The sequence below is a fragment of the Herbiconiux sp. VKM Ac-2851 genome, from assembly GCF_013205105.1.
GTDB classification, from domain to species: Bacteria; Actinomycetota; Actinomycetes; order Actinomycetales; family Microbacteriaceae; genus Herbiconiux; species Herbiconiux flava.
The window spans coordinates 213,884-234,185 of the sequence record NZ_JABMLJ010000004.1 but is presented as its reverse complement, the minus strand read 5'-3'; the positions used below and the strand labels follow the sequence as shown (position 1 = coordinate 234,185).

The following is a 20,302-nucleotide window of genomic DNA, read 5'->3' as shown; positions in this document are numbered from 1 at the left end:
CCGAGCGCTAGGCGCTGAGCGCGATCTCGGCGCCGGTGCCGGTCTCGCCGCTGACAGCGCGGCCGTGGGCGCTCTGCAGGATCCAGGCCAGCGCCGACCCGTGACGCGGGTCGAACCGTGCCGCCCGGCGCCACACGTCGAGGAAGACGTCGAAGGCCACGTCCTCGGCCTCCTGCGGGTCGGCGACGAACCGGCGGATGAATCCGAGCAGGCGCGGGGCAACGCGATCGTAGAGGTCGGCGAATGCGTCCGCGTCCCCGCTCGCCGTGCGCACCAGCAGCCCATCCAGCGACGGGATGCTCGGGAGGCCTACCTGGTGCGGGGTCACGCTCCACTGTGACATGACGCCGAACTCGATGCATCCGTATCGACCGGGAACCCGGCGATCGTCGCTCTGCGGCACCGGACGCCGTCGTGGTGCGGACGGTAGGCTCGGCGCCATGGATGCTGCGCCGCTGCTCGTGAAGGTCTGCGGGCTCCGCACCGAGGCCGCGATCGACGCCGCGGTGGCCGCCGGGGCGGATGCGGTGGGGTTCGTCGTCGCCGTTGGGAGCCCCCGGTTCGTCGATGCCGCCACCGCGCGACGGCTGGTCGAGCACACCGGCGGGCGCGTCACCACGGTGCTGGTGACGAAGGGGCTGACGCCGGAGGACGCCGCGGCGGCGGCTCGCGCGGCGGGCGTCGATGTTCTGCAGGTGCACGGATTCGATCGCGGGGAGGTGGAACGGGCATCCGCTCTGTTCCCCCGCGTGTGGCGGGCGACGTCGTCGCTCGACGCGGACCACCTGGGGTCGTGGGGCGAGGAGCTGCTGCTGATCGATTCGCCGCGACCCGGATCGGGTGAGCGCTGGGACCTCGGCGCGCTTCAGGTGCGGAGGCCCGAGGGGGCGTGGCTGCTCGCGGGCGGGCTGGACCCGTCGAACGTGGGCCAGGCGATCGCGCAGGCCGCGCCGAGCGGGGTAGACGTCTCGAGCGGTGTCGAGTCGGCTCCCGGCGTGAAGGACCACGCGCTGATCGAGCGCTTCGTCGCCGCAGCCCGAGCGACACGGTGAAGACCATCGAGGAGTTCATCGCCGCGCTCGACCCCGGGCAGCGCGAGCAGGTGGTCGAGCTGCGCCGCGTCATCCTGGCCCTGCCGGTCGAGCTCGACGAGCACATCAAGTGGAACTCCCCCAGCTACGTGCACGACGGCATCGACCGCATCACGATGAACGTGCGGAACAAGGCGGGGGCGGTGCAGCTCGTCCTGCACTTCGACACCGCGCGGGCCGAGGTGCGGAACGCGCCGCCGGTGATGGTCGACGAGACGGGGCTGTTCGACGAGACGGGGCTGGTGCGGTGGCTGTCCGACATCCGCGGGGTGATCACGGTGCCGCCCGGCACCGCGGTGAGCGTGCTGGAGCCGGGACTCTCGTCGGCGCTCGAGGGCTGGCTGCGCATCCGCTGAACCCGTGCAGAGGCAGGCGCCGAAGCGCAGGTGGCCGGTGGCGTCACCCGTTGTGGATGATGCCGCGGAGGGAGCGCGGCGCTAGTTTCGCTGCAACGCTCCCGGCCGGAGGGCGCCGTTCGAAGGGATGCCGATGGACCGCGTACTCGGCACGAATTTGGCGTGGGGCATCGCCGTGCTCGTGCACGCCGCCATCTGCATCGCCGCGCTCATCGTCGTCCCGAAGCAGCGCAAGCCGACCGCGGCGATGGCCTGGCTGCTCGCCATCGTGTTCCTCCCCTACATCGGCGTCGTCCTCTACCTCGTCATCGGCACGGCCAAGCTCCCCCGGCGACGCCGGGAGGAGCAGGCGCGCACCACCGCGCTGATCGCCGAGCAGGCCGGTCGCGTCGATCTCGCTCCGGGCCGGGCGACCTGGCCGACCTGGTTCGAGAACGTGACCCGGCAGAACCAGCTTCTCGGCGGCCTGCCCGTCGTGGGCGGAAACACCGCGACCCTCTGCGGGGACTACCAGGGCTCGATCGACGCCATGGCGCGCGAGATCGGCACGGCCCGCCACTTCGTGCACGTCGAGTTCTTCATCGTGTCGCTCGACGTGACGACGCGGGGCTTCTTCGAGGCGATGGAGGCGGCCGTGAAGCGGGGTGTGACGGTGCGGCTCCTGGCCGACCACGTCTCCTCGAAGAAGGTCGCCCACAGCACGGAGACGTTCGCGGAGCTCGACCGCATCGGCGTGGCCTGGAGCTGGATGCTCCCGGTGATACCGCTCAAGGGCCGCTATCAGAGGCCCGATCTGCGCAATCACCGCAAGCTCGTGGTGGTCGACGGGCGGGTGGCCTTCATGGGCTCGCAGAACCTGATCGACCGCAGCTACGACTCCGCGAAGAACATCGCCAGGGGCCTGCAGTGGCAGGAGCTGATGACCCGCGTGGAGGGCCCGGTCGTGGCGAGCATCAACACGGTGTTCCTCTCCGACTGGCTCGCGGAGACGGGTGTGTTCCTGGACGTCACCGATCCGACGGTCAACGTCCCGGGGCCGGAGGTGCGATTCGATTCCTCGCCCGCGGCGCTGGAGTGCCAGGTCGTGCCGAGCGGTCCCGGCTACGACACCGAGAACAACCTGCGCCTGTTCCTGTCGCTGCTCTACGCCGCCGAGAAGCGGGCGATCATCACGAGCCCCTACTTTGTGCCGGACGAGGCGATGATGTACGCCATCACCTCGGCGTGCCAGCGGGGCCTCGAGGTGCAGCTGTTCGTCTCCGAGATCGGCGACCAGGGGCCCGTGTTCCACGCCCAGCGCTCCTACTACACGGCCCTGCTCGACGCGGGGGTTCGGATCTTCCGCTACCCGGCCCCGTTCATCCTGCACGCGAAGCACCTCTCGATCGACGACGACATCGCCGTGATCGGGTCGAGCAACATGGACATCCGCTCGTTCAGCCTCGACCTCGAGGTGTCGCTGCTCGTCCGCGGCCGTGAGTTCGTGAACCGGATGCGCGAGGTCGAGGAGGGCTACCGCGCCGCCGGCAGCGAGTTGACCCGCGAGGAGTGGTCGCGGGAGCCGCGATCCTCGACCGCGCTCGACGGCCTGGCCCGCCTCACCTCGGCCCTCGAGTAGCGAAAGGTGACGTGACATGTGCCGTTGGCTGGCCTACACAGGCGAAGCACTCCGACCCTCCACCGTGATCCTCGACGCACAGCACTCGCTGGTGGCGCAGTCGCTGAACTCGCCGCTCGGGGCCGAGACGGTCAACGGCGACGGCTTCGGCTTCGGCTGGTACCCCGAGGACGGCGACCCGGGTTCGGCGCCGGCGTTCTTCCACAGCATCGAACCCGCCTGGAACGACCAGAACCTGCGGGAGCTGACGCAGAGCATCCGGAGCCGGCTCTTCTTCAGCCACGTGCGGGCGGCCGCGGGCCCGCCCATCCAGCAGAGCAACTGCCACCCGTTCCGTCATGGCCGGTGGATGTTCATGCACAACGGCTTCCTGGCCGGATTCGCCGCCATGAAGCGCGATCTCACCTTCGCCGTCGACCCCTCGCTCTACCCCGAGATCCTGGGCACCACCGATTCGGAGGTGCTGTTCCATCTGGCGCTCACCCTCGGTCTCGAGGACGACCCGATCGCCGCGCTCGGGGCGGCGATCCGCCTGGTCGAGGAGGTCGGCCGCGCGCACGGCGTGCCGTTCGCGATGCAGGGCACCGTCGCCGTCTCGGACGGGGTCACGGTGTGGGCGTTCCGCTACTCGTCCCAGGGCCGGACGCGATCCCTCTTCCACTCGGCCGATGTCGACATCCTGCGCGAGATGTACCCCGACGCAGAGCGCCTGGCCCTGTTCGGGCGGCACGCGCACCTCATCGTCTCCGAACCGTTGAACGACCTCCCCGGGGTGTTCCTCGAGGTGCCGGAGTCGACGGTGGCGGTGGTCGACGCCTCGGGCTACCACCACCGCCCCTTCACCGCGGCTGGTGCGTGACGGCGGAGACGACCTCAGCGTGACGACGGCCGGCAAACTCACCCGGTCCGGGTGAGGAACCGGCGGCCGCGGTGGTCGAAGCTTCTCGCGGAGGCGATGTCCGCGGCGATGCACGCGTCGACGCGGCACGCACGACGCAGTGACCGAGCGCAAGGAGAGTTCCCATGCCTGGTGGCAAACCCAACATCCTCGTCATCTGGGGAGACGATATCGGCATCACGAACCTGAGCTGCTACAGCGACGGTCTGATGGGGTACCGCACGCCGAACATCGATCGCATCGCCGACGAGGGGATGCGCTTCACCGACTCCTACGGCGAGCAGAGCTGCACGGCGGGACGGTCCTCGTTCATCACCGGACAGAGCGTCTTCCGCACGGGCCTCAGCAAGGTGGGCATGCCGGGTGCCGACATCGGGCTGCAGCCGGAGGACCCGACGATCGCCGAACTGCTGAAGCCCCACGGGTATGCGACCGGGCAGTTCGGCAAGAACCACCTCGGCGACAAGAACGAGTTCCTGCCCACGGTGCACGGCTTCGACGAGTTCTACGGGAACCTCTACCACCTGAACGCCGAGGAGGAGCCCGAGTCGGCGAACTGGCCGTCGCCGGAGGAGTTCCCGACCTTCAACGAGCGGGCCCGGCCGCGCGGGGTCATCCACTCCTGGGCGAGCGAGGAGGACGACGACACGGTCGACGAGCGGTACGGCCGTCGCGGCCGGCAGCGCATCGAGGACACCGGCCCGCTGACGAAGAAGCGGATGGAGACCATCGACGAGGTCTTCGCCGAAGCCGCCCAGGACTTCATCGGCCGCGCCGCCGACAGCGAGACTCCGTTCTTCGTCTGGATGAACACCACGCACATGCACTTCCGCACCCACCCCAAGCCGGAGAGCATCGGTCAGGCCGGCCGATGGCAGTCGGAGTACCACGACACCATGATCGATCACGACCGGGTCGTCGGCTCGCTGCTGGACCAGCTCGACGAGCTCGGCATCGCCGACGACACCATCGTCATCTACTCGACCGACAACGGCCCGCACATGAACACCTGGCCCGACGGCGGGATGACCCCGTTCCGCAGCGAGAAGAACACCAACTGGGAGGGCGCGTTCCGCATCCCGGAGCTGATCCGCTGGCCCGGGCACATCGCGGCCGGTGTCGTGTCGAACGAGATCATCCAGCACCACGACTGGCTGCCGACCTTCCTGGCCGCGGCGGGCGACACGACCACCGTCGAGGAGCTGAAGACGTCGAAGACGATCGGCGACACCAGCTACAAGGTGCACATCGACGGCTACGACTTCCTGCCCTACCTCACCGGTGAGGTCGAGAAGGGTCCGCGGCCCGGCCTCGTCTACTTCTCCGACGACGGCGACGTCCTGGCGCTCCGCTACGACAACTGGAAGGTCGTGTTCATGGAGCAGCGCGTGCCGGGGACCCTCCAGGTCTGGTTCGACCCGTTCGTCGTGCTGCGGGTGCCGAAGATGTTCAACCTCAGGACCGACCCGTTCGAACGCGCCGACATCACCTCGAACATCTACTACGACTGGCTCTTCCAGAACAGCTACCTGGTGCTCGCGTCGCAGGCGCTAGTGGCGCAGTTCCTGGCCACCTTCAAGGAGTTCCCACCCCGCCAGCACGCGGCCACGTTCACCATCGGGCAGGCCGTCGAGAAGCTGCAGATGTTCCTGGCCGGAGGGGACTGACGTGGTCGCGCCGGCATTCGCGACCACCGCAGTGACCGAATTGGTTCCCGTCGACGGCGGCGAGTTCACCATGGGCTCGGACTCGCACTACCCCGAGGAGGCCCCGGCGCACCGGGTGCGCGTCGACGGCTTCGAGATCGGCGCCACGCCGGTGACCAACCGCGACTTCGCCCGCTTCACCACGGCGACCGGCTATCGGACGGTGGCCGAACGGGCGCTCGATCCGGCCGAGTTCCCGGATGCTCCGCCCGAGAACCTCGCTCCGGGGTCGATGGTTTTCACCGGAACGTCGGGCCCCGTCGACCTCCGGCACCTCAGCCAGTGGTGGGCCTGGACGCCGGGCGCGAACTGGCGCCGCCCCCACGGCCCCGGGTCGACGATCGGGCGGCTGCCCGAGCATCCGGTCGTTCACATCGCCTACGAGGACGCGGAGAGCTACGCGCAGTGGGAGGGAGGCCGACTGCCGACGGAGGCCGAGTGGGAGTTCGCCGCCCGGGGCGGGCTCGACGGAGCCCGGTACACCTGGGGCGACGAAGCGGAGAGCGAGCTGCCGCGCGCGAACCACTGGCGGGGCGAGTTCCCGTGGCGCGCCGCACCCGGCTCGGGGTCGACCACCCCGGTCGGCTCGTACCCGCCGAACGGCTTCGGGCTGTACGACATGGCCGGCAACGTGTGGGAGTGGACCTCGGACTGGTACCGGGCGCACGACGCGGAGACGCACTGCTGCGCCCCGGAGAACCCGCGCGGGGGCGATCGGGAGGCGAGCATCGACCGCTCGCAGCCCTTCGAGGTGCCCCGGCGCGTGGTCAAGGGCGGGTCGTTCCTCTGCGCGGACAGCTACTGCCGGCGTTACCGGCCCGCCGCCCGCCGGCCGCAGATGGTCGACACCGGCATGAGCCACCTCGGCTTCCGGGTCGTGCGATGAGCGCCGAACGGGATCCGCTGCCCTCGTGGCGGAGCACCCCGACCCGGGACGCGATCCTCGGCTTCGTCGAGGCCGTGACCACGGGGGCGGACGCCGTGCCCCCGGCGGAGCGGATCGCCGTCTTCGACAACGACGGCACGCTGTGGACCGAGAAGCCCATGCCGACCCAGCTGCACTACATCGTGCAGCAGTGGGCCGCCGCGGCCCGTGCCGATCCGGCGCTCGCCGATCGGCAGCCGTATCGTGCGGCGGCCACCGGCGACTTCGCCTGGATCGGCGGCGCGTTCGACAAGCACTACGCGGGCGACGACTCCGAGCTGCAGGTCATCATCGCAGCCCTGCTGGAGACGACCGTCGGGATGAGCGTCGAGGACTACCAGAGCGCGGTCACGGAGTTCTACCGGGTCGCGAAGCACCTCACCCTCGGTCGCGCCTACTCGACGACGGTCTACCAGCCGATGATCGAGCTCCTGCGCTACCTCGAGGAGCACGGCTTCAGCTGCTACATCGTCTCGGGCGGCGACCGGGACTTCATGCGGCCGATCTCCGAGGACTACTACGGCATCTCGCCGGAACGGGTGATCGGCTCGGCCGTCGGGCTCCGTTACGACGCCGGGAGCAACGAGGTGACCTACGCCGCGGAGCTCTCGTTCTTCGACGACGGGCCCGAGAAGCCGATCCGCATCTGGAGCCGCATCGGGCGCCGCCCCATCCTGGCGGCCGGCAACTCGAACGGGGACATCCCGATGCTGCGCTTCGTGCAGGGGCATCCGCGGTCGCTCAGCCTGCTCGTGCACCACGACGACCACGCCGACAGGGGCGATCTGCCGTACGACAAGGGGGCGGAACTCGCCCTGTCGTCGGCCGCCGCATCCGGATTCACGGTGGTCAGCGTGGGCGCGGACTGGGGCGCGGTGTTCCCCGAGGAGTGACGCTACGCGAGGAGCTTCGACTTGGCGGCGGTGAACTCGTCGTCGGAGAGGATGCCCTGCGCGTGCAGCTGCGCCAGCTGCTGCAGCTGGGCCATGAGGTCGCCACCCGGGCCGGGCGCCGCGGTGGGCGCGGGCGCCTGCTGCTGCGCGGCCTGCTGAGTTGCGGCCTGCTGCTGTGCCGCCTGCTGCGCCGCCGCCTGCTGCGCCGCGAAGTCGATCTGCGCCTGCTGTTGCTGCTGCTCGTACGCGGCCGCCTCGGCGGCCTGCTGATCGCGCGCGGCACCCCTCGACCGCATCCCTCCCGACACGGCGGTCGCCGTCCCGGCGATCACCGCCGTCCTGGCAGCCGCTCCGAGCAGTCCCCCGCGTCCGATCCGTCGTCCCAGCATGGTCGTCTCCTTCTCGTCGTGTTCTCGGGCCGTGTCCTGTCGCTCGCGCCTGGCCGCGCCTAGCCGTGCTTCGCCTCGCCGCGCCGCCTCAGCCGGCGGCGTCGACGGCGCTGACGAGATCGTTGACGACCGTGGCCGGGATGCGCTCGGTGCGGAGCACCGCGCCGTCCGCCTCGAACAGCGCCCGCGCGAAAGTGCGCGCCCAGCGGTGCTCGATCACCAGGGCGGCCGCCGACGAGCCCGGCCCGACGGCCTCCGCCAGCTCGGCGATGTCCTCGTCGCCGGTGAGACCGAGCTCGACGAGCTCGAAGTCGGGCAGACCGTAGGCCTCGGCGACCTCCTCCACCTCGAGTACGGTCAGCTCTCCGTCGAGTGACCGCGACACGAACAGCAGGTCGAGCAGTCGCACGGTGTCGCTCCGGACGAGGTCGAGGATGGCCTCCACGATCGCGCTCCCCGGTCGCTCGCCCGCGAATCCGACGAGGCAGAGCTCGACGGGCCCGTACGCGAAGTCCTGCTCGTCGGTCGACGTCATCGCGATCGTCCTCTCCCGCCCGAGCCGCGGCGGCCGGACTGCAACAGTTCCACGCTAGGCGGGGTCGCACCGGCGGACGTCACCCGATCCGGGTGAGCCCGGCCGAGCATCCGGCCCCACCAGCTCGCGTATCGGGCCCCGCTCGGCGACCGTGCGGGCGCGCTCGGGCTGCCCGGATGCGACGGGCGTCGTAAGCGGCGACCGCTCGACTGAACAGCTGTCGAAACATCCGGGATCGCGCTCTCAGCGGCCATTTCGCGGCGTTATGGTGGAGCCACTCTTCACCCCCCGAAGAGCGGGAACACTGAACGCGGAGGTCGATCATGCCGTTTGTGACCACGGACGATGGCGCAGAAATCTACTACAAGGACTGGGGCGACCCCGACGCCCAGCCCATCATGTTCCACCACGGCTGGCCCCTGTCGTCGGACGACTGGGACGCCCAGATGCTCTTCTTCCTGGCCCAGGGCTACCGCGTGATCGCGAGCGACCGCCGCGGCCACGGCCGGAGCAGCCAGATCGGCACCGGCCACGACATGGACCACTACGCCAGCGACGCCTCGGCCGTCGTCGAGCACCTCGACCTGCGGAACGCCATCCACATCGGTCACTCGACCGGTGGCGGCCAGGTCGCGCGCTACGTCGCGAAGTACGGCGAGCCTCAGGGCCGCGTGGCGAAGGCCGTCCTCGTCTCCTCGGTTCCGCCGCTGATGGTGCAGACCGACGCCAACCCCGAGGGCACCCCGATCTCGGTCTTCGACGGGTTCCGCAGCGCTCTGGCCGCGAACCGCGCCGAGTTCTACCAGGCCGTCGCCTCCGGCCCGTTCTACGGCTTCAACCGGCCGGGCGCGACCCTGTCCGAGCCCGTCGTCGCCAACTGGTGGCGCCAGGGAATGACGGGGAGCGCGATCGCCCACTACGAGGGCATCAAGGCCTTCTCCGAGACCGACCAGACCGACGACCTCAAGGCCATCTCGGTGCCCGTGCTCGTCACCCAGGGCGACGACGACCAGGTCGTGCCCTACAAGGACGCCTCTCTGAAGCAGCACGAGCTCCTGCAGAACTCGACCCTGAAGATCTACGAGGGCTACCCGCACGGCATGCTGACGACCCACGCCGACGTGATCAACCCCGACCTGCTCGCCTTCATCAAGTCGTAGCAGCTCGGCCCTTCGAAGAGGTGCACCCACGGTTCGCCCGGGGTGCACCTCTTCTGCGTTCGGGCGCACCTCAGTCTGCGAGAATGGACGGGTGCAGCAGAGCGAGGCGCCCCGGCGGCCCGACGTGACGGCGGTCGAGCTCGTGGGCGGGCCCGAGCGGCTGACGGTGGGGCTGCACGAGTACGACCCCGCGTGGGCGACCGTCTTCGAGACCCACCGGCGTCGAATTCAGGATGCTCTCGCCGACGCCCGCGCCGGCAGTGAGCCCGTCGTGATCGAGCACATCGGCATCGAGCACATCGGCTCGACCTCGGTGCCGGGGCTCGCGGCGAAGCAGATCGTCGACATCGTGGTCGCGGTCGACGACATCACCGACGAGGAGGACTATCTCGACGCGCTCCTCGCGGCCGGCTACGTGCTCCGCGTGCGGGAGCCGGGCCACCGCCTCGTGCGCACGCCCGAGCGCGATGTGCACGTGCACCTCTACCGGCGCGGCGACCCCGCGATCGCGGAGTACCTGCTCCTCCGCGACCACCTGCGCGCCGACGCCGCCGACCGCGCCCTCTACGAGAGCACCAAGCGCGCTCTGATGGCGCGGAGCTGGGCCGACATGAACGCCTACTCCGACGCGAAGACGGAGGTCATCGTCGCCATCAAGGAGCGGGCGCGGCGGGCCGCCGGGCTCACCGACCGACGCGCGTGAAGAGGCCCGGGTAGTCGGTGACGAAGCCCTCGTCGTCGACCTCGACGTCGCGCACGAAGCTGCCGTCGAGGGACTCGTAGCGGTAGGTCGAGGGAGCGATGCGCGTGTAGCGCTGGCGGTCGGCCGAGACGTGCAGCGCCGGGATGTCGATGTACGCCGTGGTGATCTCGGCGCTCTGGCCGAGGGCCAGCCCGAGCCGGCGGATCGGCAGGGTGTTGCTGAAGGGGGTGGCGCTCAGATCGACGTCGACGGCGTCGACGAGCTGCACGAGCATCCGCCCGTCGTCGCCCTGCCAGTGACCGTCGCCCGTCGACCACAGTTCGAGCGAGCGGCTCGTCGCGGTGTCCGCGACCGTGACGTAGCGCGTGCGCCAGGCCTCGTCGCACTCGACGCGGTAGAACACGTCGAAGCCTCGGGGGTCGCTCTCGGAGGGTTCGGCGGTGATGTGGCCGACCGCGGTGGCACCCGTGGGGGTCAGGGTGAGGGTGAGTCCCTCGAAGCCCGGCCTGGCTGCCGGTACCCAGGCGAGGGAGCGGGTGACGATGTGCACGACGGACCTCCTCGCGCTCGAACCTACTCCCCCGCCGGTCCGCTCGCCGGGCCCGTCGCCGCTGCGCGCGCCGCGCGGCGCTGGCGGAGGTAGGCGATCAGCGCCGAGCCGACGGTGAGCACGACGATGCCGATCAGCACCCACTCCATGTACTGCTGCACGACCTCGGCCACCTCGGGGATGCCGCCGAGCGCGTAGCCGAGCCCGATGATCGCGGACGACCAGATCAGGGCGCCGAGCGCGTTGTAGGCCGAGAAGTGCGAGCGCTTCATCCGGCCGACCCCGGCGGCGACCGGCGCGAAGGTGCGCACGACCCCGATGAACCGGGCGATCGTGACGGCCCAGCCGCCGAAGCGGTCGAAGAAGGCCTGGGTGCGGTCGACGTTCTTGCGGCTGAAGAAGCCCGAGTCGCGCCGCTCGAAGATGCCGGGGCCGGCGCGCTTGCCGATGGTGTAGCCGAGCTGGTCGCCGAGGAAGGCCGCCGCGAAGACCGCGAGGATGACGACGGGGAGGGGCAGCGGGATCGTACCCGTGAAGGTCAGCAGCCCGGCGAAGAACAGCAGGGTGTCGCCCGGCAGGAAGAAGCCGATCAGCAGCCCGGTCTCGGCGAACACGATCACGCACACCAGCAGCAGGCCCCACAGCCCGGCGCCTTCGATCGCGTCCTGGAACCCGAAGATGTCTCTGACCAGCATGGCTCGACCCTAGCGGCTCCCGCGCGGCCGCCCTGCGGCTGTCCCGGGCGTCTGCACTCCGGCTGTCCGCAGCCAGCGCGTGGCGCCTCGCCGACGGGCCTCGGTGGCGAGCGGATGCGCGGGCCGGCTCGCTAGGCTCGTCGCGTGATCAGGGGGTACGACGAGCGCGACGCGGCGGCGACGCTCGAGGTGTTCGAGCGGGCAATCCTGGAGACGGCCCGCTCGGAGTACAGCGAGGAGCAGGTTCGGGCGTGGGCAGGCGGCCCGCGCGAGCTCGCCGCGTGGAACGTCGAGCGCCTCGCGACGCGCACGGTGGTGGACGAGATCGACGGCGCGGTCGCGGGGTTCAGTGACCTGGGGGTCGGTGGCTACGTGGATCGGCTGTTCGTGCATCCCTCGTTCGCCCGCCGCGGTGTCGCGGGTCGGCTGCTGGACGCGGTCGTGGCGATCGGCGTCGCCGACGGGCTGGGCGAGCTGACGACGCACGCGAGCCTCGTGGCGCGGCCGGTGTTCGAGCGTGCGGGCTTCGAGGTGGTGCATCGAGAGACGGTCGCGCGCGGGGCGATCACGCTCGACCGCTTCCTGATGCGTCGGATGCTCGGCGGCGCCTAGAGCAGTTTCGGCTCGGCTCGGCCCGGCTCGGCCCGACCCGACCTGACTCGGCTCGGGTCGGTACGGGAGGAGAATGCGGCCGTCGGGCCGTCCACGGCGCCGTCGGGCCGATTCTCCTCCCGTGCCGACGTGGCGGGAGGGGCTGCGGGCCTAGAGGGGGCCGAGGAGGTGGCGGGCGACTGCCGCGGCCGTGCGGGCGCCGGCTCCGGCGGCGACGATGAGCTGCTGCGGGCCTGGGGGTGTGAGGTCGCCGGCCGCGTAGAGGCCCGGCACCGAGGTGGCGCCCAGGGCGTCGACCACGAGGTGTCCGTCGGGGTCGCGCTCGAGGCCGGTGAGCTCGGTGAGGTGCGCGTCGGGGACGGTCCAGGTGGGGCGCACGAAGCCGCCGGTGCGCGGGATGACCGTGCCGTCGGCGAGGCGCACCCCGGTGAGGCCCGAGCGGTCGCCCTCGAGGTCGTCGATCGGGCGGCGCTCCACGGCGATGCCGCGGGCCGCGAGGGCCGTCTCCTCGGCGTCGGTGACGGCGTCGGGGGCGTCGTTGGTGAAGACGATCAGGTCGTCGGTGACCTGCGAGACGATCAGCGCGCGCTCGGCGAGGTCGGACGCGGTGCCGATCAGGGCCAGCGGCTGGTCGCTCTTCTCGAACAGGTCGCAGGCGAGGCAGCTGTGCAGGGCGGTGCCGTAGTAGGCCCGGATGCTCGGCAGGGCCGGAAGCGTCTCGGCCAGCCCGTGGGTCAGCACCACGACCGGCGCTGTGACGACCCGGTCGGCCGAGCCGCGCACTCCTCGGGACGTGACGGTGAACTCACCCTCCCCCGGCGTGATCGTGCCGACGAGGCCCTGGTGGAACTCGGCCGTCGGATACGCCGCGAACTCCTCGCGGCCGAGCGCCCGCAGCTCGAGCGGCGAGACACCGTCACGGGTGATGAAGCCGTGCGAGATGAGGGTGGCCGAGTGGCGGGGCCGGTTGCTGTCGAGGATCAGCACGCGGCGCCGGGCGCGGACGAGGTTGAGGCCGACGGACAGGCCGGCGGGGCCGCCGCCGATCACGATGACCTCGTAGCGGTCGCCGTCGAAGCCGCGCACGGCCTCGGCCGGTCCCGCGGCGGCCGCGGTGGCGGACGACACACCCGCACCCGACGCCGTCACGGACGACACACCCGCAGGCGCACCGGCCGCGCCGGCCGCAGGCGCCCTGGTCACAGCGCCGCCACCAGCGCCTCGAGCCGCGCGATCGTCTCGGCCTTGCCGAAGATCTGCATCGACTCGAACAGCGGCGGCGAGATGCGCCGCCCAGACAGCGCCACCCGCAGCGGCCCGTAGGCCACGCGGGGCTTGAGCCCCAGCCCGTCGATCAGCGCCGCGGCTAGCGCGGACTGGATGGCCTCGTGCTCCCACTCCGACTCCGGCACGTCGAGCAGCCCGGCGATGGCCGCGTTCAGCACGAGCCCGGCGTTCTCGGGCAGCGACTTGCGCGCATCCTGGTCGTAGGAGAGCGACGCCGCCGGCACGAAGAACGACGCCATCAGCGCGGGCGCCTCGCCGAGCAGCTGCATGCGCGTCTGCACGAGCGGGGCGACCTGGTCGAGGACGTGCTGCTGCGCATCCGTCAACGGAACCGACACGATGTCGGCCGCCTCGAGATAGGGCACGAGACGCGCCGCGAAGTCGTCGGCGGCCAGCAGCCGGATGTGGTCGCCGTCGATCGACTCGGCCTTCTTCAGGTCGAAGCGGGCCGGATTCGGCAGCACGTCGACCACGTCGAACGCCGCCACCATCTCCTCGAGCGAGAAGACGTCGCGGTCGGGCGCGAGCGACCAGCCGAGCAGCGCCAGGTAGTTCACGAGGCCCTCGGGGATGAAGCCGCGCTCGCGGTGCAGGAACAGGTTCGACTCGGGGTCGCGCTTGGAGAGCTTCTTGTTGCCGTCGCCCATCACGTAGGGCAGGTGGCCGAAGCGCGGCACGAAGGTGGTGACGCCGATGTCGATCAGCGCGTGGTACAGCGCGATCTGGCGGGGCGTCGAGGAGAGCAGGTCCTCGCCGCGCAGCACGTGGGTGACGCCCATCAGAGCGTCGTCGAGCGGGTTCACGAGCGTGTAGAGCGGATGCCCGTTGGGCCGCACGATCACGAAGTCGGTGAACGATCCCGCCGGGAACGTGATCTCGCCGCGCACGAGGTCGTCGAACGACAGCTCGGTGTCGGGCACCCGCAGGCGCAGCGCCGGCTCGCGGCCCTCGGCCCGGAAGGCCGCCTTCTGCTCGTCGCTGAGCGTGCGGTCGAAGTTGTCGTAGCCGAGCTGCTTCGCGCGGCCGGCGGCCTCGTTGCGGGCGTCGATCTCCTCGGCGTTCGAGTAGCTCTCGTAGACGTGGCCCGACTCGAGCAGCCGCGCGATGACGTCGCGGTAGATGTCGTAGCGCTCCGACTGGCGGTAGGGGGCGTGCGGCCCGCCGATGCCGGGCCCCTCGTCCCAGTTCAGGCCGAGCCAGGTGAGGGCGTCGATGAGCTGCTCGTAGCTCTCCTCCGAGTCGCGGTTGGCGTCGGTGTCCTCGATGCGGAAGATCATCTTCCCGCCTGTGTGGCGCGCGTAGGCCCAGTTGAACAGGGCGGTGCGCACGAGGCCCACGTGGGGCGTGCCGGTGGGGCTCGGGCAGAACCGCACGCGCACGTCGGCGCCCGTGGCGGTGGAGAACGGATGCTCGGACGACTGTGCTGGTGACGATGCGCTCATGACCCGCCGATTCTATCGGGGCGGCCCGACAGCCGCGGTGGCCGGTGTGGCCGCTGTGGCCGGGCGGGGGGGGTGGCCACGCGCCCGGGATCGTGGCGGGCGGGAGGGTGGCAGGCTGGAGGGATGTCCCCCACCGCGAAGAGCGCCGCCCGCGACGTCAGCCGCAACCCGGTGTTCCGCGTGGTGGCGCGAAGCGGCTTCGCCGTGAACGGCATGCTGCACATCCTGATCGGGCTGATCGCGATCGGCGTCGCGCTGCCCGGTGTGGGAGGCGGCGAGGCCGACCAGTCGGGGGCGCTCCGCCAGCTGGCCGAGACCCCCGGTGGGCTCTTCGTGCTCTGGGCGTCGGTCGTCGCGCTGTTCACCCTGGGGCTGTTCCAGATCGTGTCGCTGCCGCTCGTGCGCGCAGGAGGCACCGCCAAGACCTGGGGCCGCCGGTTCAACGAGGCCGCCAAGTCGGTCGTCTACTTCGTGCTGGGCGCCACGGCGCTGATCTTCGCGCTGGGCGGCTCGACCAGCGGCTCCGACACCAGCCAGACCCTCAGCGCCCGGCTGATCGCGACCCCGGGCGGGGTCTTCCTCCTCGTCGCCGTGGGTCTCACGGTGGGCGGCTTCGGCATCGGCTTCGTGGCGATCGCCGTGCGCCGCGGCTTCCGCAAGCTGATCGTCGTGCCAGGCGGCGCGGCCGGGCGGGTGGTGCTCGGCCTCGGCGTCGCCGGCTACGCCTCGCAGGGCGTCGCCCTCGTGGTGGTCGGGGTGCTCTTCGTGGTCGCGGCGGTCAGCTCCGACTCGGCCGCCGCCTCGGGTCTCGACGGAGCGCTCAAGGTGCTGGCCGAGCTGCCGTTCGGCGTCGTGCTGCTCGTCGCGGTCGGCGTCGGCTTCCTCGCCTACGGCCTGTTCCTGATCGCCCGGGCGAGGCTCGCGAAGCTCTGACGGATGCGCGGCCTCGGCCAGGAGGCGTGGGCTACGCCGCCGACCGCAGCGACTTGAGCCGCGCGAGCACCTCGGGAGCCGAGCGGTCGAGCAGCGCCCCACCGAGTCGCAGCCCCAGCACGAGCATCCCGCCGCCGAGGCCGAGGCCCACCGCGAGCGTGAGCCAGCCGAACAGGGCCGAGTCCATCGCGAGGCTGAGCACCGCCAGCACGACCGCGGGGATCGTCAGCAGCATCACGATCCCCCAGGTCGCGAAGCCCGAGAGGGCGGTCGTGAAGCCCGCTCCCGGTGCCGACTTGAAGGGGTTGTCCCCCGCCTGCGGTACCGGGATCACGATGCGCGCCGAGGAGACACTGACGACGGCGAAACCGCTGAGCAGCGCGGCGGCCGAGAGCCCCAGCAGCATCGGCAGCCGGTCCCAGGCATCGATCACGGCGACGGGCACGATCGTGCCGAGCAGTACCAGCGGCACCGAGATGATCGCGAGCGCTCCGATCCGGCCGAGCCGGTCGTCGATGCCGCGCACGCCGTCGGCGACGTGGGTGGCGAAGGCCGTGCCGTCGAAGGAGATGTCCGCGTAGAGGGCGATGCCGAGGAAGAAGGCGATGATCGGGCCGGTGAGGGTGAAGACCCACTCCCCCGAGCCGTTCGCCGAGTAGAACCAGAGCAGCACCGGCACGAGCGGCACGGTGATGAGCTGCCGGGCGTACCGGGGGTCGCGGCGCCAGTAGGTGAGGGCGCGGGCCGCCACGGCACCGGCCGGCGTCGCGGGGAGCAGACCGAACATCCCGGTCTTCCCCTTGGCGACGCGCTTGGCCGCGGACGCGGGCGGGGTCACGAGGGCCGCGGCGAGCGCGGCCCTCCAGACGACGAGCAGCACGGCCAGGGTCGCCACGGCGATCACGAGCTTCACCAGGGCGGGCCCCCAGTCGCCGATCGCGACGTCGGCAGCGATCGCCCAGGGGGCGCCGAACGGCGTCCAGCCGACCACGCGGGCGATCTCGGGCAGCTGCTCGGCCGAGACGGCGAGGGTGCGGCCGAGTCCGATGATGATGGGCCCGAGCAGGATGATCGGGATGAACACCAGCACGCCGCCGAGCTCGCGGAACCGCCGCTTGGACTGCAGCGTCGTCGACAGCGCGGCCACGGCCCTCGAGCCGACCACGCAGATCAGCACCGCGATCAGGCCGCCGATCACGGCAGCGACCGCGGCGAGCGGGGAGCGGATCCAGCTCGCGGCCGTCGCGACCGCGGCGATGGCGGTCACGATGCCGGGCACGCCCAGCACCCCGGAGAGTGTGAGCCCCGCCAGCAGGGTGTTCAGCGGCACCGGGAACACCGAGAGCCGCGCCGGGTCGAGGGTCTGGTCGATGCCGAACGCGAACAGCGGGACGACGATCCAGCCGAGCACGACGACGGCGCCGACCAGCACGAGCACGGTCGAGGTGAGCTCCACCGGGGCGAAGGCGAGCGCGATCAGCCCGGCGATCACACCGAGCAGCAGCCCGAGCCCGTAGAGGCCGCCGATGATCACGGCGACGAGCTGCCAGGGGCTGCGCTTCAGCGAGTTGCGGAGGACGAGCAGCCGCAGTCTTACGAGCGTCGCAACCATTCCGGGCCCTCCGCGTGCGTGCGGCCGCCGACGAGCTCGACGAACCGGTCCTCCAGGGTCGAGTCGCCGCGCACCTCGTCGACGGTGCCCGCGACGAGCACCCTGCCGTTCGCTACGACGGCGACGTGGTCGCACATGCGCTGCACGAGGTCCATCACGTGGCTGGAGACGATGACCGTGCCGCCGTTCTGCACGTAGCCGGCCAGGATGTCGCGGATGTTCGCCGCCGACACCGGGTCGACCGACTCGAACGGCTCGTCGAGCACCAGCAGGCGCGGGGCGTGCACGAGCGCGCAGGCGAGCGCGATCTTCTTCGTCATGCCGGCCGAGTAGTCGACCACGAGGGTGCCGGCCGCCTGCTCGAGGTCGAGCAGCTTCAGCAGGTCGGCGACGCGCTCCGCCACCTCGGCGCGCTCGAGGCCGAAGAGCAGTCCGTTGTAGGTGACGAGCTGCTCGCCGGTGAGCCGGTCGAAGAGCTTGACGCCATCGCTGAGGTTGCCGATCAGGGCCTTGGCCTTCAGCGGTTCGCGCCACAGGTCGACGCCGTGCACGAGCGACTGCCCCGCATCCGGCCGGAGGAGGCCCGTGGCCATCGAGAGCGTCGTGGTCTTGCCGGCGCCGTTCGGGCCGACGAGGCCGTAGAACGAGCCGGTCGGGACCGTGAGGCTCAGATCGTCGACGGCGAGCTTGTCGCCGAAGCGCTTGCTGAGGTTGTTCAGCTGCAGCGCCGGTGCTGATGGATCGGACAAGGCATCCCCCCGATGTCGTGTTGGTAGCTCAACTCTGGCCGAACTCGCAGGCTGCGACAAATGCCCACGCCCAGAGGCGGCATACGCTCGGAAGATGTCAGCACCGCGCCGCTCCGACCGCCGGGACCGCTGGCGCTCGCACCTGCTCTCCACCCTCTCGGGCCAGAGCGACGGCCGGCCGGCCTGGGTGCAGGCCATCGCCGAGGGTGACGACATCGGCTACTTCGGCCCCGGATCCGCCTCCTGGGCGGTGCACGGCGGCATGGCGACGATGGTGGCGGGCATCCGGGCCCTGCTCATGCAGACGCTGCACCCGGGCGCGATGGCCGGGGTGCACGACTGGTCGCGCTACAAGGAGGACCCGCTCGGCCGCCTCACCGGCACCATCCGCTGGCTCGTCACCGTGACCTTCGCCGACTCGGTCGTGGCCGACCGCGAGTCGGGCCGGGTCGCCCACTTTCACGAGCGGGTGCGCGGCGAGTACGTCGACAACCACGGCGTGACGGTGCCCTACACGGCGGGCGACCCCGAACTGCTGTCGTGGGTGCACGTGGTCTTCACCGACGCCTTCCTCGCCAGCCACACCCTCTGGGACGCCCCGATCCCCGGCGGTGCCGACCAGTACGTGCGCGAGTGGTCGAAGGCGGGCGAGCTGATCGCTGTTCAGGATGCTCCGCGGAGCGAGGGCGAGCTCCGCGCCCAGCTCGAGGCGTTCCGGGCGTCCGGGGTGCTGAAGAGCGACGAGCGGGTGCGCGAGGCGGTGCGGTTCATCCGCCGTCCGCCGCTCGCGAAGGGCTTCCTGCCCGCCTACCGCATCATGTTCGCCGGCGCCGTGGCGTCGCTGCCCAAGGAGTACCGGCGGATGCTCGGCCTCCGCCGCTCGCCCCTGCCGGTGGTCTGGGCCACCGGCCGCGTGCTCGCGGTGGTGCGGCGGGTGATGGGCAGCGAATCGTCGTCGGAGGAGGCCGCGCTGTCGCGCATCCGTCGCCTGCAGCGGTCTGCAACGTTATAAACCGCGCACCGGGGTTGTAGTCTTCGACGATGTCGATCACGCTGCACGACGTCGCCCGCCTCGCCGGGGTGTCGATCAAGACGGTGTCGAACGTGATCAACGACTACCCCCACATCCGCCCCGACACCCGCTCGCGGGTGCTCGCGGCGATCGAGGAGCTCGACTACCGGCCGAACCTCTCGGCGCGGGGGCTGCGCTCGGGGCGCACGGGGGCCATCGGCCTGATCATCCCCGACCTCCGCAACGCCTACTTCGCCGAGCTGGCCGACGCCGTGATGACCGCGGCGCACAAGCGCGGGCTGTACGTGCTGATCGAGCAGATGGGCGGCTACGACAAGGAGTCCGAGCTCGCCATCCTGCGCGGGCCGCGCATGCAGATGGTCGACGGCATCCTGTACAGCGTGCTCACCCTCGGGCAGGAGGACGCCGCGCTGCTCGACATCCCGACCCCGCTGGTGCTGCTCGGCGACCGCATCTACAACGGGCCCACCGACCACGTGACCATGCCTAACGTCGAGGGCTCGCGGGTCGCGACCGAGCACCTGATCGGCCTCGGCCGGCGCCGCCTGCTCGCGCTCGGTGCGCACGAGGACGAGATCATCGGCTCGGCGGGGCTGCGGCTCCGCGGCTACCAGGACGCCCTGGAGGCGGCCGGCATCCCGTTCGACCCCGAGCTCGTCGTCAACGTGCAGAACTGGCACCGGTTCGACGGAGCGGAGGCCATGCGCGCGGTGATCGCGTCGGGCATCCGCTTCGACGGCGTGGTGGCCTTCAACGACTCGCTGGCGCTCGGTGCGATGCGGGTCGTGCAGGAGGCCGGGCTGCGGGTGCCCGACGACGTCGCCTTCATCGGCTTCGACGACATCGACGAGACGCGGTACTCGCTGCCGACGCTGTCGACCATCGATCCGAGCCGCGAGGAGATCGCCGAGATCGCGGTCGGCTGGCTGCTCGAGCGCATCGGGGCACCCCGCGGGAGCATCGCGCCCCGGGAGCACGAGACCGCGATCCGGCTGGTGCCGCGCGAGTCGACCACGCTCGCCTAGGCCGCAGAGCGCCGGAGCGATGACGCTTCGATAACGGGTCTTGACTTCGGCCGAGGGGCTCCCGCATCATGTCTCTACAACGTTTACCGT

At 71.1% G+C, this 20,302-nt stretch carries 22 protein-coding genes; 13 read left to right on the top strand and 9 right to left on the bottom strand.

Annotated elements, in window-relative coordinates:
- Positions 1–7: 7 nt before the first annotated feature.
- Positions 8–343, bottom strand: coding sequence for a sigma factor (locus HQQ85_RS19305; RefSeq protein WP_173184211.1), 336 nt, complete (start codon positions 341–343; stop codon positions 8–10).
- Positions 344–440: 97 nt separating this feature from the next.
- Here HQQ85_RS19305 and HQQ85_RS19300 point away from each other — a divergent pair, with 97 nt between their 5' ends.
- The 7 genes from HQQ85_RS19300 (at position 441) to HQQ85_RS19270 (ending at position 7,487) form a co-directional block, all read left to right on the top strand.
- On the top strand, positions 441–1,052 hold the full coding sequence (locus HQQ85_RS19300; protein WP_254069589.1) for a phosphoribosylanthranilate isomerase: 612 nt from the start codon (positions 441–443) through the stop codon (positions 1,050–1,052).
- Positions 1,049–1,447: a DUF1801 domain-containing protein gene (locus HQQ85_RS19295; protein WP_173184209.1), complete on the top strand. Its 399-nt coding sequence runs from the start codon at positions 1,049–1,051 to the stop codon at positions 1,445–1,447. The genes HQQ85_RS19300 and HQQ85_RS19295 overlap by 4 nt, the downstream gene beginning before the upstream one ends.
- Positions 1,448–1,580: 133 nt before the next feature.
- Positions 1,581–3,065 (top strand): cardiolipin synthase, encoded by a 1,485-nt coding sequence (gene cls / locus HQQ85_RS19290; RefSeq protein ID WP_173184207.1) that lies wholly within the window; start codon positions 1,581–1,583, stop codon positions 3,063–3,065.
- 16 nt (positions 3,066–3,081) lie between these two features.
- Complete coding sequence (locus HQQ85_RS19285) at positions 3,082–3,924, top strand: class II glutamine amidotransferase (protein WP_173184205.1); 843 nt, start codon at positions 3,082–3,084, stop codon at positions 3,922–3,924.
- A 164-nt stretch (positions 3,925–4,088) separates the two neighbouring features.
- Positions 4,089–5,630: an arylsulfatase gene (locus tag HQQ85_RS19280; protein ID WP_173184204.1), complete on the top strand. Its 1,542-nt coding sequence runs from the start codon at positions 4,089–4,091 to the stop codon at positions 5,628–5,630.
- A 70-nt stretch (positions 5,631–5,700) separates the two neighbouring features.
- Positions 5,701–6,555, top strand: a complete 855-nt coding sequence (locus HQQ85_RS19275) for a formylglycine-generating enzyme family protein (RefSeq protein ID WP_173184438.1) — start codon at positions 5,701–5,703, stop codon at positions 6,553–6,555.
- Positions 6,552–7,487, top strand: coding sequence for an HAD family phosphatase (locus HQQ85_RS19270; protein ID WP_173184202.1), 936 nt, complete (start codon positions 6,552–6,554; stop codon positions 7,485–7,487). Before HQQ85_RS19275 ends, HQQ85_RS19270 begins: the two co-directional genes overlap by 4 nt.
- 2 nt (positions 7,488–7,489) lie before the next feature.
- Here the strand turns inward: HQQ85_RS19270 and HQQ85_RS19265 are convergent, their stop codons facing one another.
- Positions 7,490–7,876: an SHOCT domain-containing protein gene (locus HQQ85_RS19265; protein ID WP_173184200.1), complete on the bottom strand. Its 387-nt coding sequence runs from the start codon at positions 7,874–7,876 to the stop codon at positions 7,490–7,492.
- An 88-nt stretch (positions 7,877–7,964) separates the two neighbouring features.
- The gene (locus HQQ85_RS19260) at positions 7,965–8,411 is read right to left on the bottom strand and encodes a DUF6325 family protein (protein WP_173184198.1); all 447 of its coding nucleotides are present in this window, start codon (positions 8,409–8,411) and stop codon (positions 7,965–7,967) included.
- Positions 8,412–8,734: 323 nt separating this feature from the next.
- On the opposite strand from HQQ85_RS19260, the gene HQQ85_RS19255 reads away from it, so the two are divergent.
- A complete protein-coding gene (locus HQQ85_RS19255) occupies positions 8,735–9,571 on the top strand; it encodes an alpha/beta fold hydrolase (RefSeq protein ID WP_173184196.1) in 837 nt (278 codons plus the stop codon).
- Positions 9,572–9,662: 91 nt separating this feature from the next.
- The gene (locus HQQ85_RS19250) at positions 9,663–10,274 is read left to right on the top strand and encodes a GrpB family protein (RefSeq protein WP_173184194.1); all 612 of its coding nucleotides are present in this window, start codon (positions 9,663–9,665) and stop codon (positions 10,272–10,274) included.
- Here HQQ85_RS19250 and HQQ85_RS19245 read toward each other — a convergent pair.
- Positions 10,255–10,824, bottom strand: a complete 570-nt coding sequence (locus HQQ85_RS19245) for a putative glycolipid-binding domain-containing protein (RefSeq protein ID WP_173184192.1) — start codon at positions 10,822–10,824, stop codon at positions 10,255–10,257. The genes HQQ85_RS19250 and HQQ85_RS19245 overlap by 20 nt on opposite strands.
- A 23-nt stretch (positions 10,825–10,847) precedes the next feature.
- Positions 10,848–11,519 (bottom strand): DedA family protein, encoded by a 672-nt coding sequence (locus HQQ85_RS19240; protein WP_173184190.1) that lies wholly within the window; start codon positions 11,517–11,519, stop codon positions 10,848–10,850.
- Between the two features lie 144 nt (positions 11,520–11,663).
- On the opposite strand from HQQ85_RS19240, the gene HQQ85_RS19235 reads away from it, so the two are divergent.
- Complete coding sequence (locus tag HQQ85_RS19235) at positions 11,664–12,131, top strand: GNAT family N-acetyltransferase (protein ID WP_173184188.1); 468 nt, start codon at positions 11,664–11,666, stop codon at positions 12,129–12,131.
- Between the two features lie 150 nt (positions 12,132–12,281).
- Here the strand turns inward: HQQ85_RS19235 and HQQ85_RS19230 are convergent, their stop codons facing one another.
- A complete protein-coding gene (locus tag HQQ85_RS19230) occupies positions 12,282–13,217 on the bottom strand; it encodes an NAD(P)/FAD-dependent oxidoreductase (protein ID WP_173184436.1) in 936 nt (311 codons plus the stop codon).
- Positions 13,218–13,330: 113 nt separating this feature from the next.
- Positions 13,331–14,860, bottom strand: a complete 1,530-nt coding sequence (gene gltX / locus HQQ85_RS19225) for a glutamate--tRNA ligase (RefSeq protein ID WP_173184186.1) — start codon at positions 14,858–14,860, stop codon at positions 13,331–13,333.
- A gap of 123 nt (positions 14,861–14,983) precedes the next feature.
- On the opposite strand from gltX, the gene HQQ85_RS19220 reads away from it, so the two are divergent.
- Positions 14,984–15,793, top strand: coding sequence for a DUF1206 domain-containing protein (locus HQQ85_RS19220; RefSeq protein WP_173184184.1), 810 nt, complete (start codon positions 14,984–14,986; stop codon positions 15,791–15,793).
- A gap of 31 nt (positions 15,794–15,824) precedes the next feature.
- On the opposite strand, the gene HQQ85_RS19215 is transcribed toward HQQ85_RS19220, so the two are convergent.
- Positions 15,825–17,405: a transporter gene (locus HQQ85_RS19215; protein WP_173184182.1), complete on the bottom strand. Its 1,581-nt coding sequence runs from the start codon at positions 17,403–17,405 to the stop codon at positions 15,825–15,827.
- Positions 17,387–18,154: an ABC transporter ATP-binding protein gene (locus tag HQQ85_RS19210; RefSeq protein WP_173184180.1), complete on the bottom strand. Its 768-nt coding sequence runs from the start codon at positions 18,152–18,154 to the stop codon at positions 17,387–17,389. Before HQQ85_RS19210 ends, HQQ85_RS19215 begins: the two co-directional genes overlap by 19 nt.
- Before the next feature lie 94 nt (positions 18,155–18,248).
- Here HQQ85_RS19210 and HQQ85_RS19205 point away from each other — a divergent pair, with 94 nt between their 5' ends.
- Together HQQ85_RS19205 and HQQ85_RS19200 are read left to right on the top strand one after the other, a co-directional pair.
- Complete coding sequence (locus HQQ85_RS19205) at positions 18,249–19,166, top strand: oxygenase MpaB family protein (RefSeq protein ID WP_173184178.1); 918 nt, start codon at positions 18,249–18,251, stop codon at positions 19,164–19,166.
- Positions 19,167–19,195: 29 nt separating this feature from the next.
- Entirely contained in the window at positions 19,196–20,212 is a 1,017-nt protein-coding gene (locus HQQ85_RS19200) for a LacI family DNA-binding transcriptional regulator (RefSeq protein WP_173184176.1), read from the top strand.
- Positions 20,213–20,302 lie beyond the last annotated feature (90 nt).

Coding starts and splice junctions, on each gene's coding strand:
- cls (WP_173184207.1), top strand. CDS start 1,581: ATGGACCGCGTACTCGGCACGAATTTGGCGTGGGGCATCGCCGTGCTC.
- HQQ85_RS19260 (WP_173184198.1), bottom strand. CDS start 8,411: ATGACGTCGACCGACGAGCAGGACTTCGCGTACGGGCCCGTCGAGCTC.
- HQQ85_RS19275 (WP_173184438.1), top strand. CDS start 5,701: ATGGGCTCGGACTCGCACTACCCCGAGGAGGCCCCGGCGCACCGGGTG.
- HQQ85_RS19285 (WP_173184205.1), top strand. CDS start 3,082: ATGTGCCGTTGGCTGGCCTACACAGGCGAAGCACTCCGACCCTCCACC.
- HQQ85_RS19280 (WP_173184204.1), top strand. CDS start 4,089: ATGCCTGGTGGCAAACCCAACATCCTCGTCATCTGGGGAGACGATATC.
- HQQ85_RS19300 (WP_254069589.1), top strand. CDS start 441: ATGGATGCTGCGCCGCTGCTCGTGAAGGTCTGCGGGCTCCGCACCGAG.
- HQQ85_RS19240 (WP_173184190.1), bottom strand. CDS start 11,519: ATGCTGGTCAGAGACATCTTCGGGTTCCAGGACGCGATCGAAGGCGCC.
- gltX (WP_173184186.1), bottom strand. CDS start 14,860: ATGAGCGCATCGTCACCAGCACAGTCGTCCGAGCATCCGTTCTCCACC.
- HQQ85_RS19215 (WP_173184182.1), bottom strand. CDS start 17,405: ATGGTTGCGACGCTCGTAAGACTGCGGCTGCTCGTCCTCCGCAACTCG.
- HQQ85_RS19265 (WP_173184200.1), bottom strand. CDS start 7,876: ATGCTGGGACGACGGATCGGACGCGGGGGACTGCTCGGAGCGGCTGCC.
- HQQ85_RS19305 (WP_173184211.1), bottom strand. CDS start 343: ATGTCACAGTGGAGCGTGACCCCGCACCAGGTAGGCCTCCCGAGCATC.
- HQQ85_RS19205 (WP_173184178.1), top strand. CDS start 18,249: ATGTCAGCACCGCGCCGCTCCGACCGCCGGGACCGCTGGCGCTCGCAC.
- HQQ85_RS19255 (WP_173184196.1), top strand. CDS start 8,735: ATGCCGTTTGTGACCACGGACGATGGCGCAGAAATCTACTACAAGGAC.
- HQQ85_RS19270 (WP_173184202.1), top strand. CDS start 6,552: ATGAGCGCCGAACGGGATCCGCTGCCCTCGTGGCGGAGCACCCCGACC.
- HQQ85_RS19200 (WP_173184176.1), top strand. CDS start 19,196: ATGTCGATCACGCTGCACGACGTCGCCCGCCTCGCCGGGGTGTCGATC.
- HQQ85_RS19220 (WP_173184184.1), top strand. CDS start 14,984: ATGTCCCCCACCGCGAAGAGCGCCGCCCGCGACGTCAGCCGCAACCCG.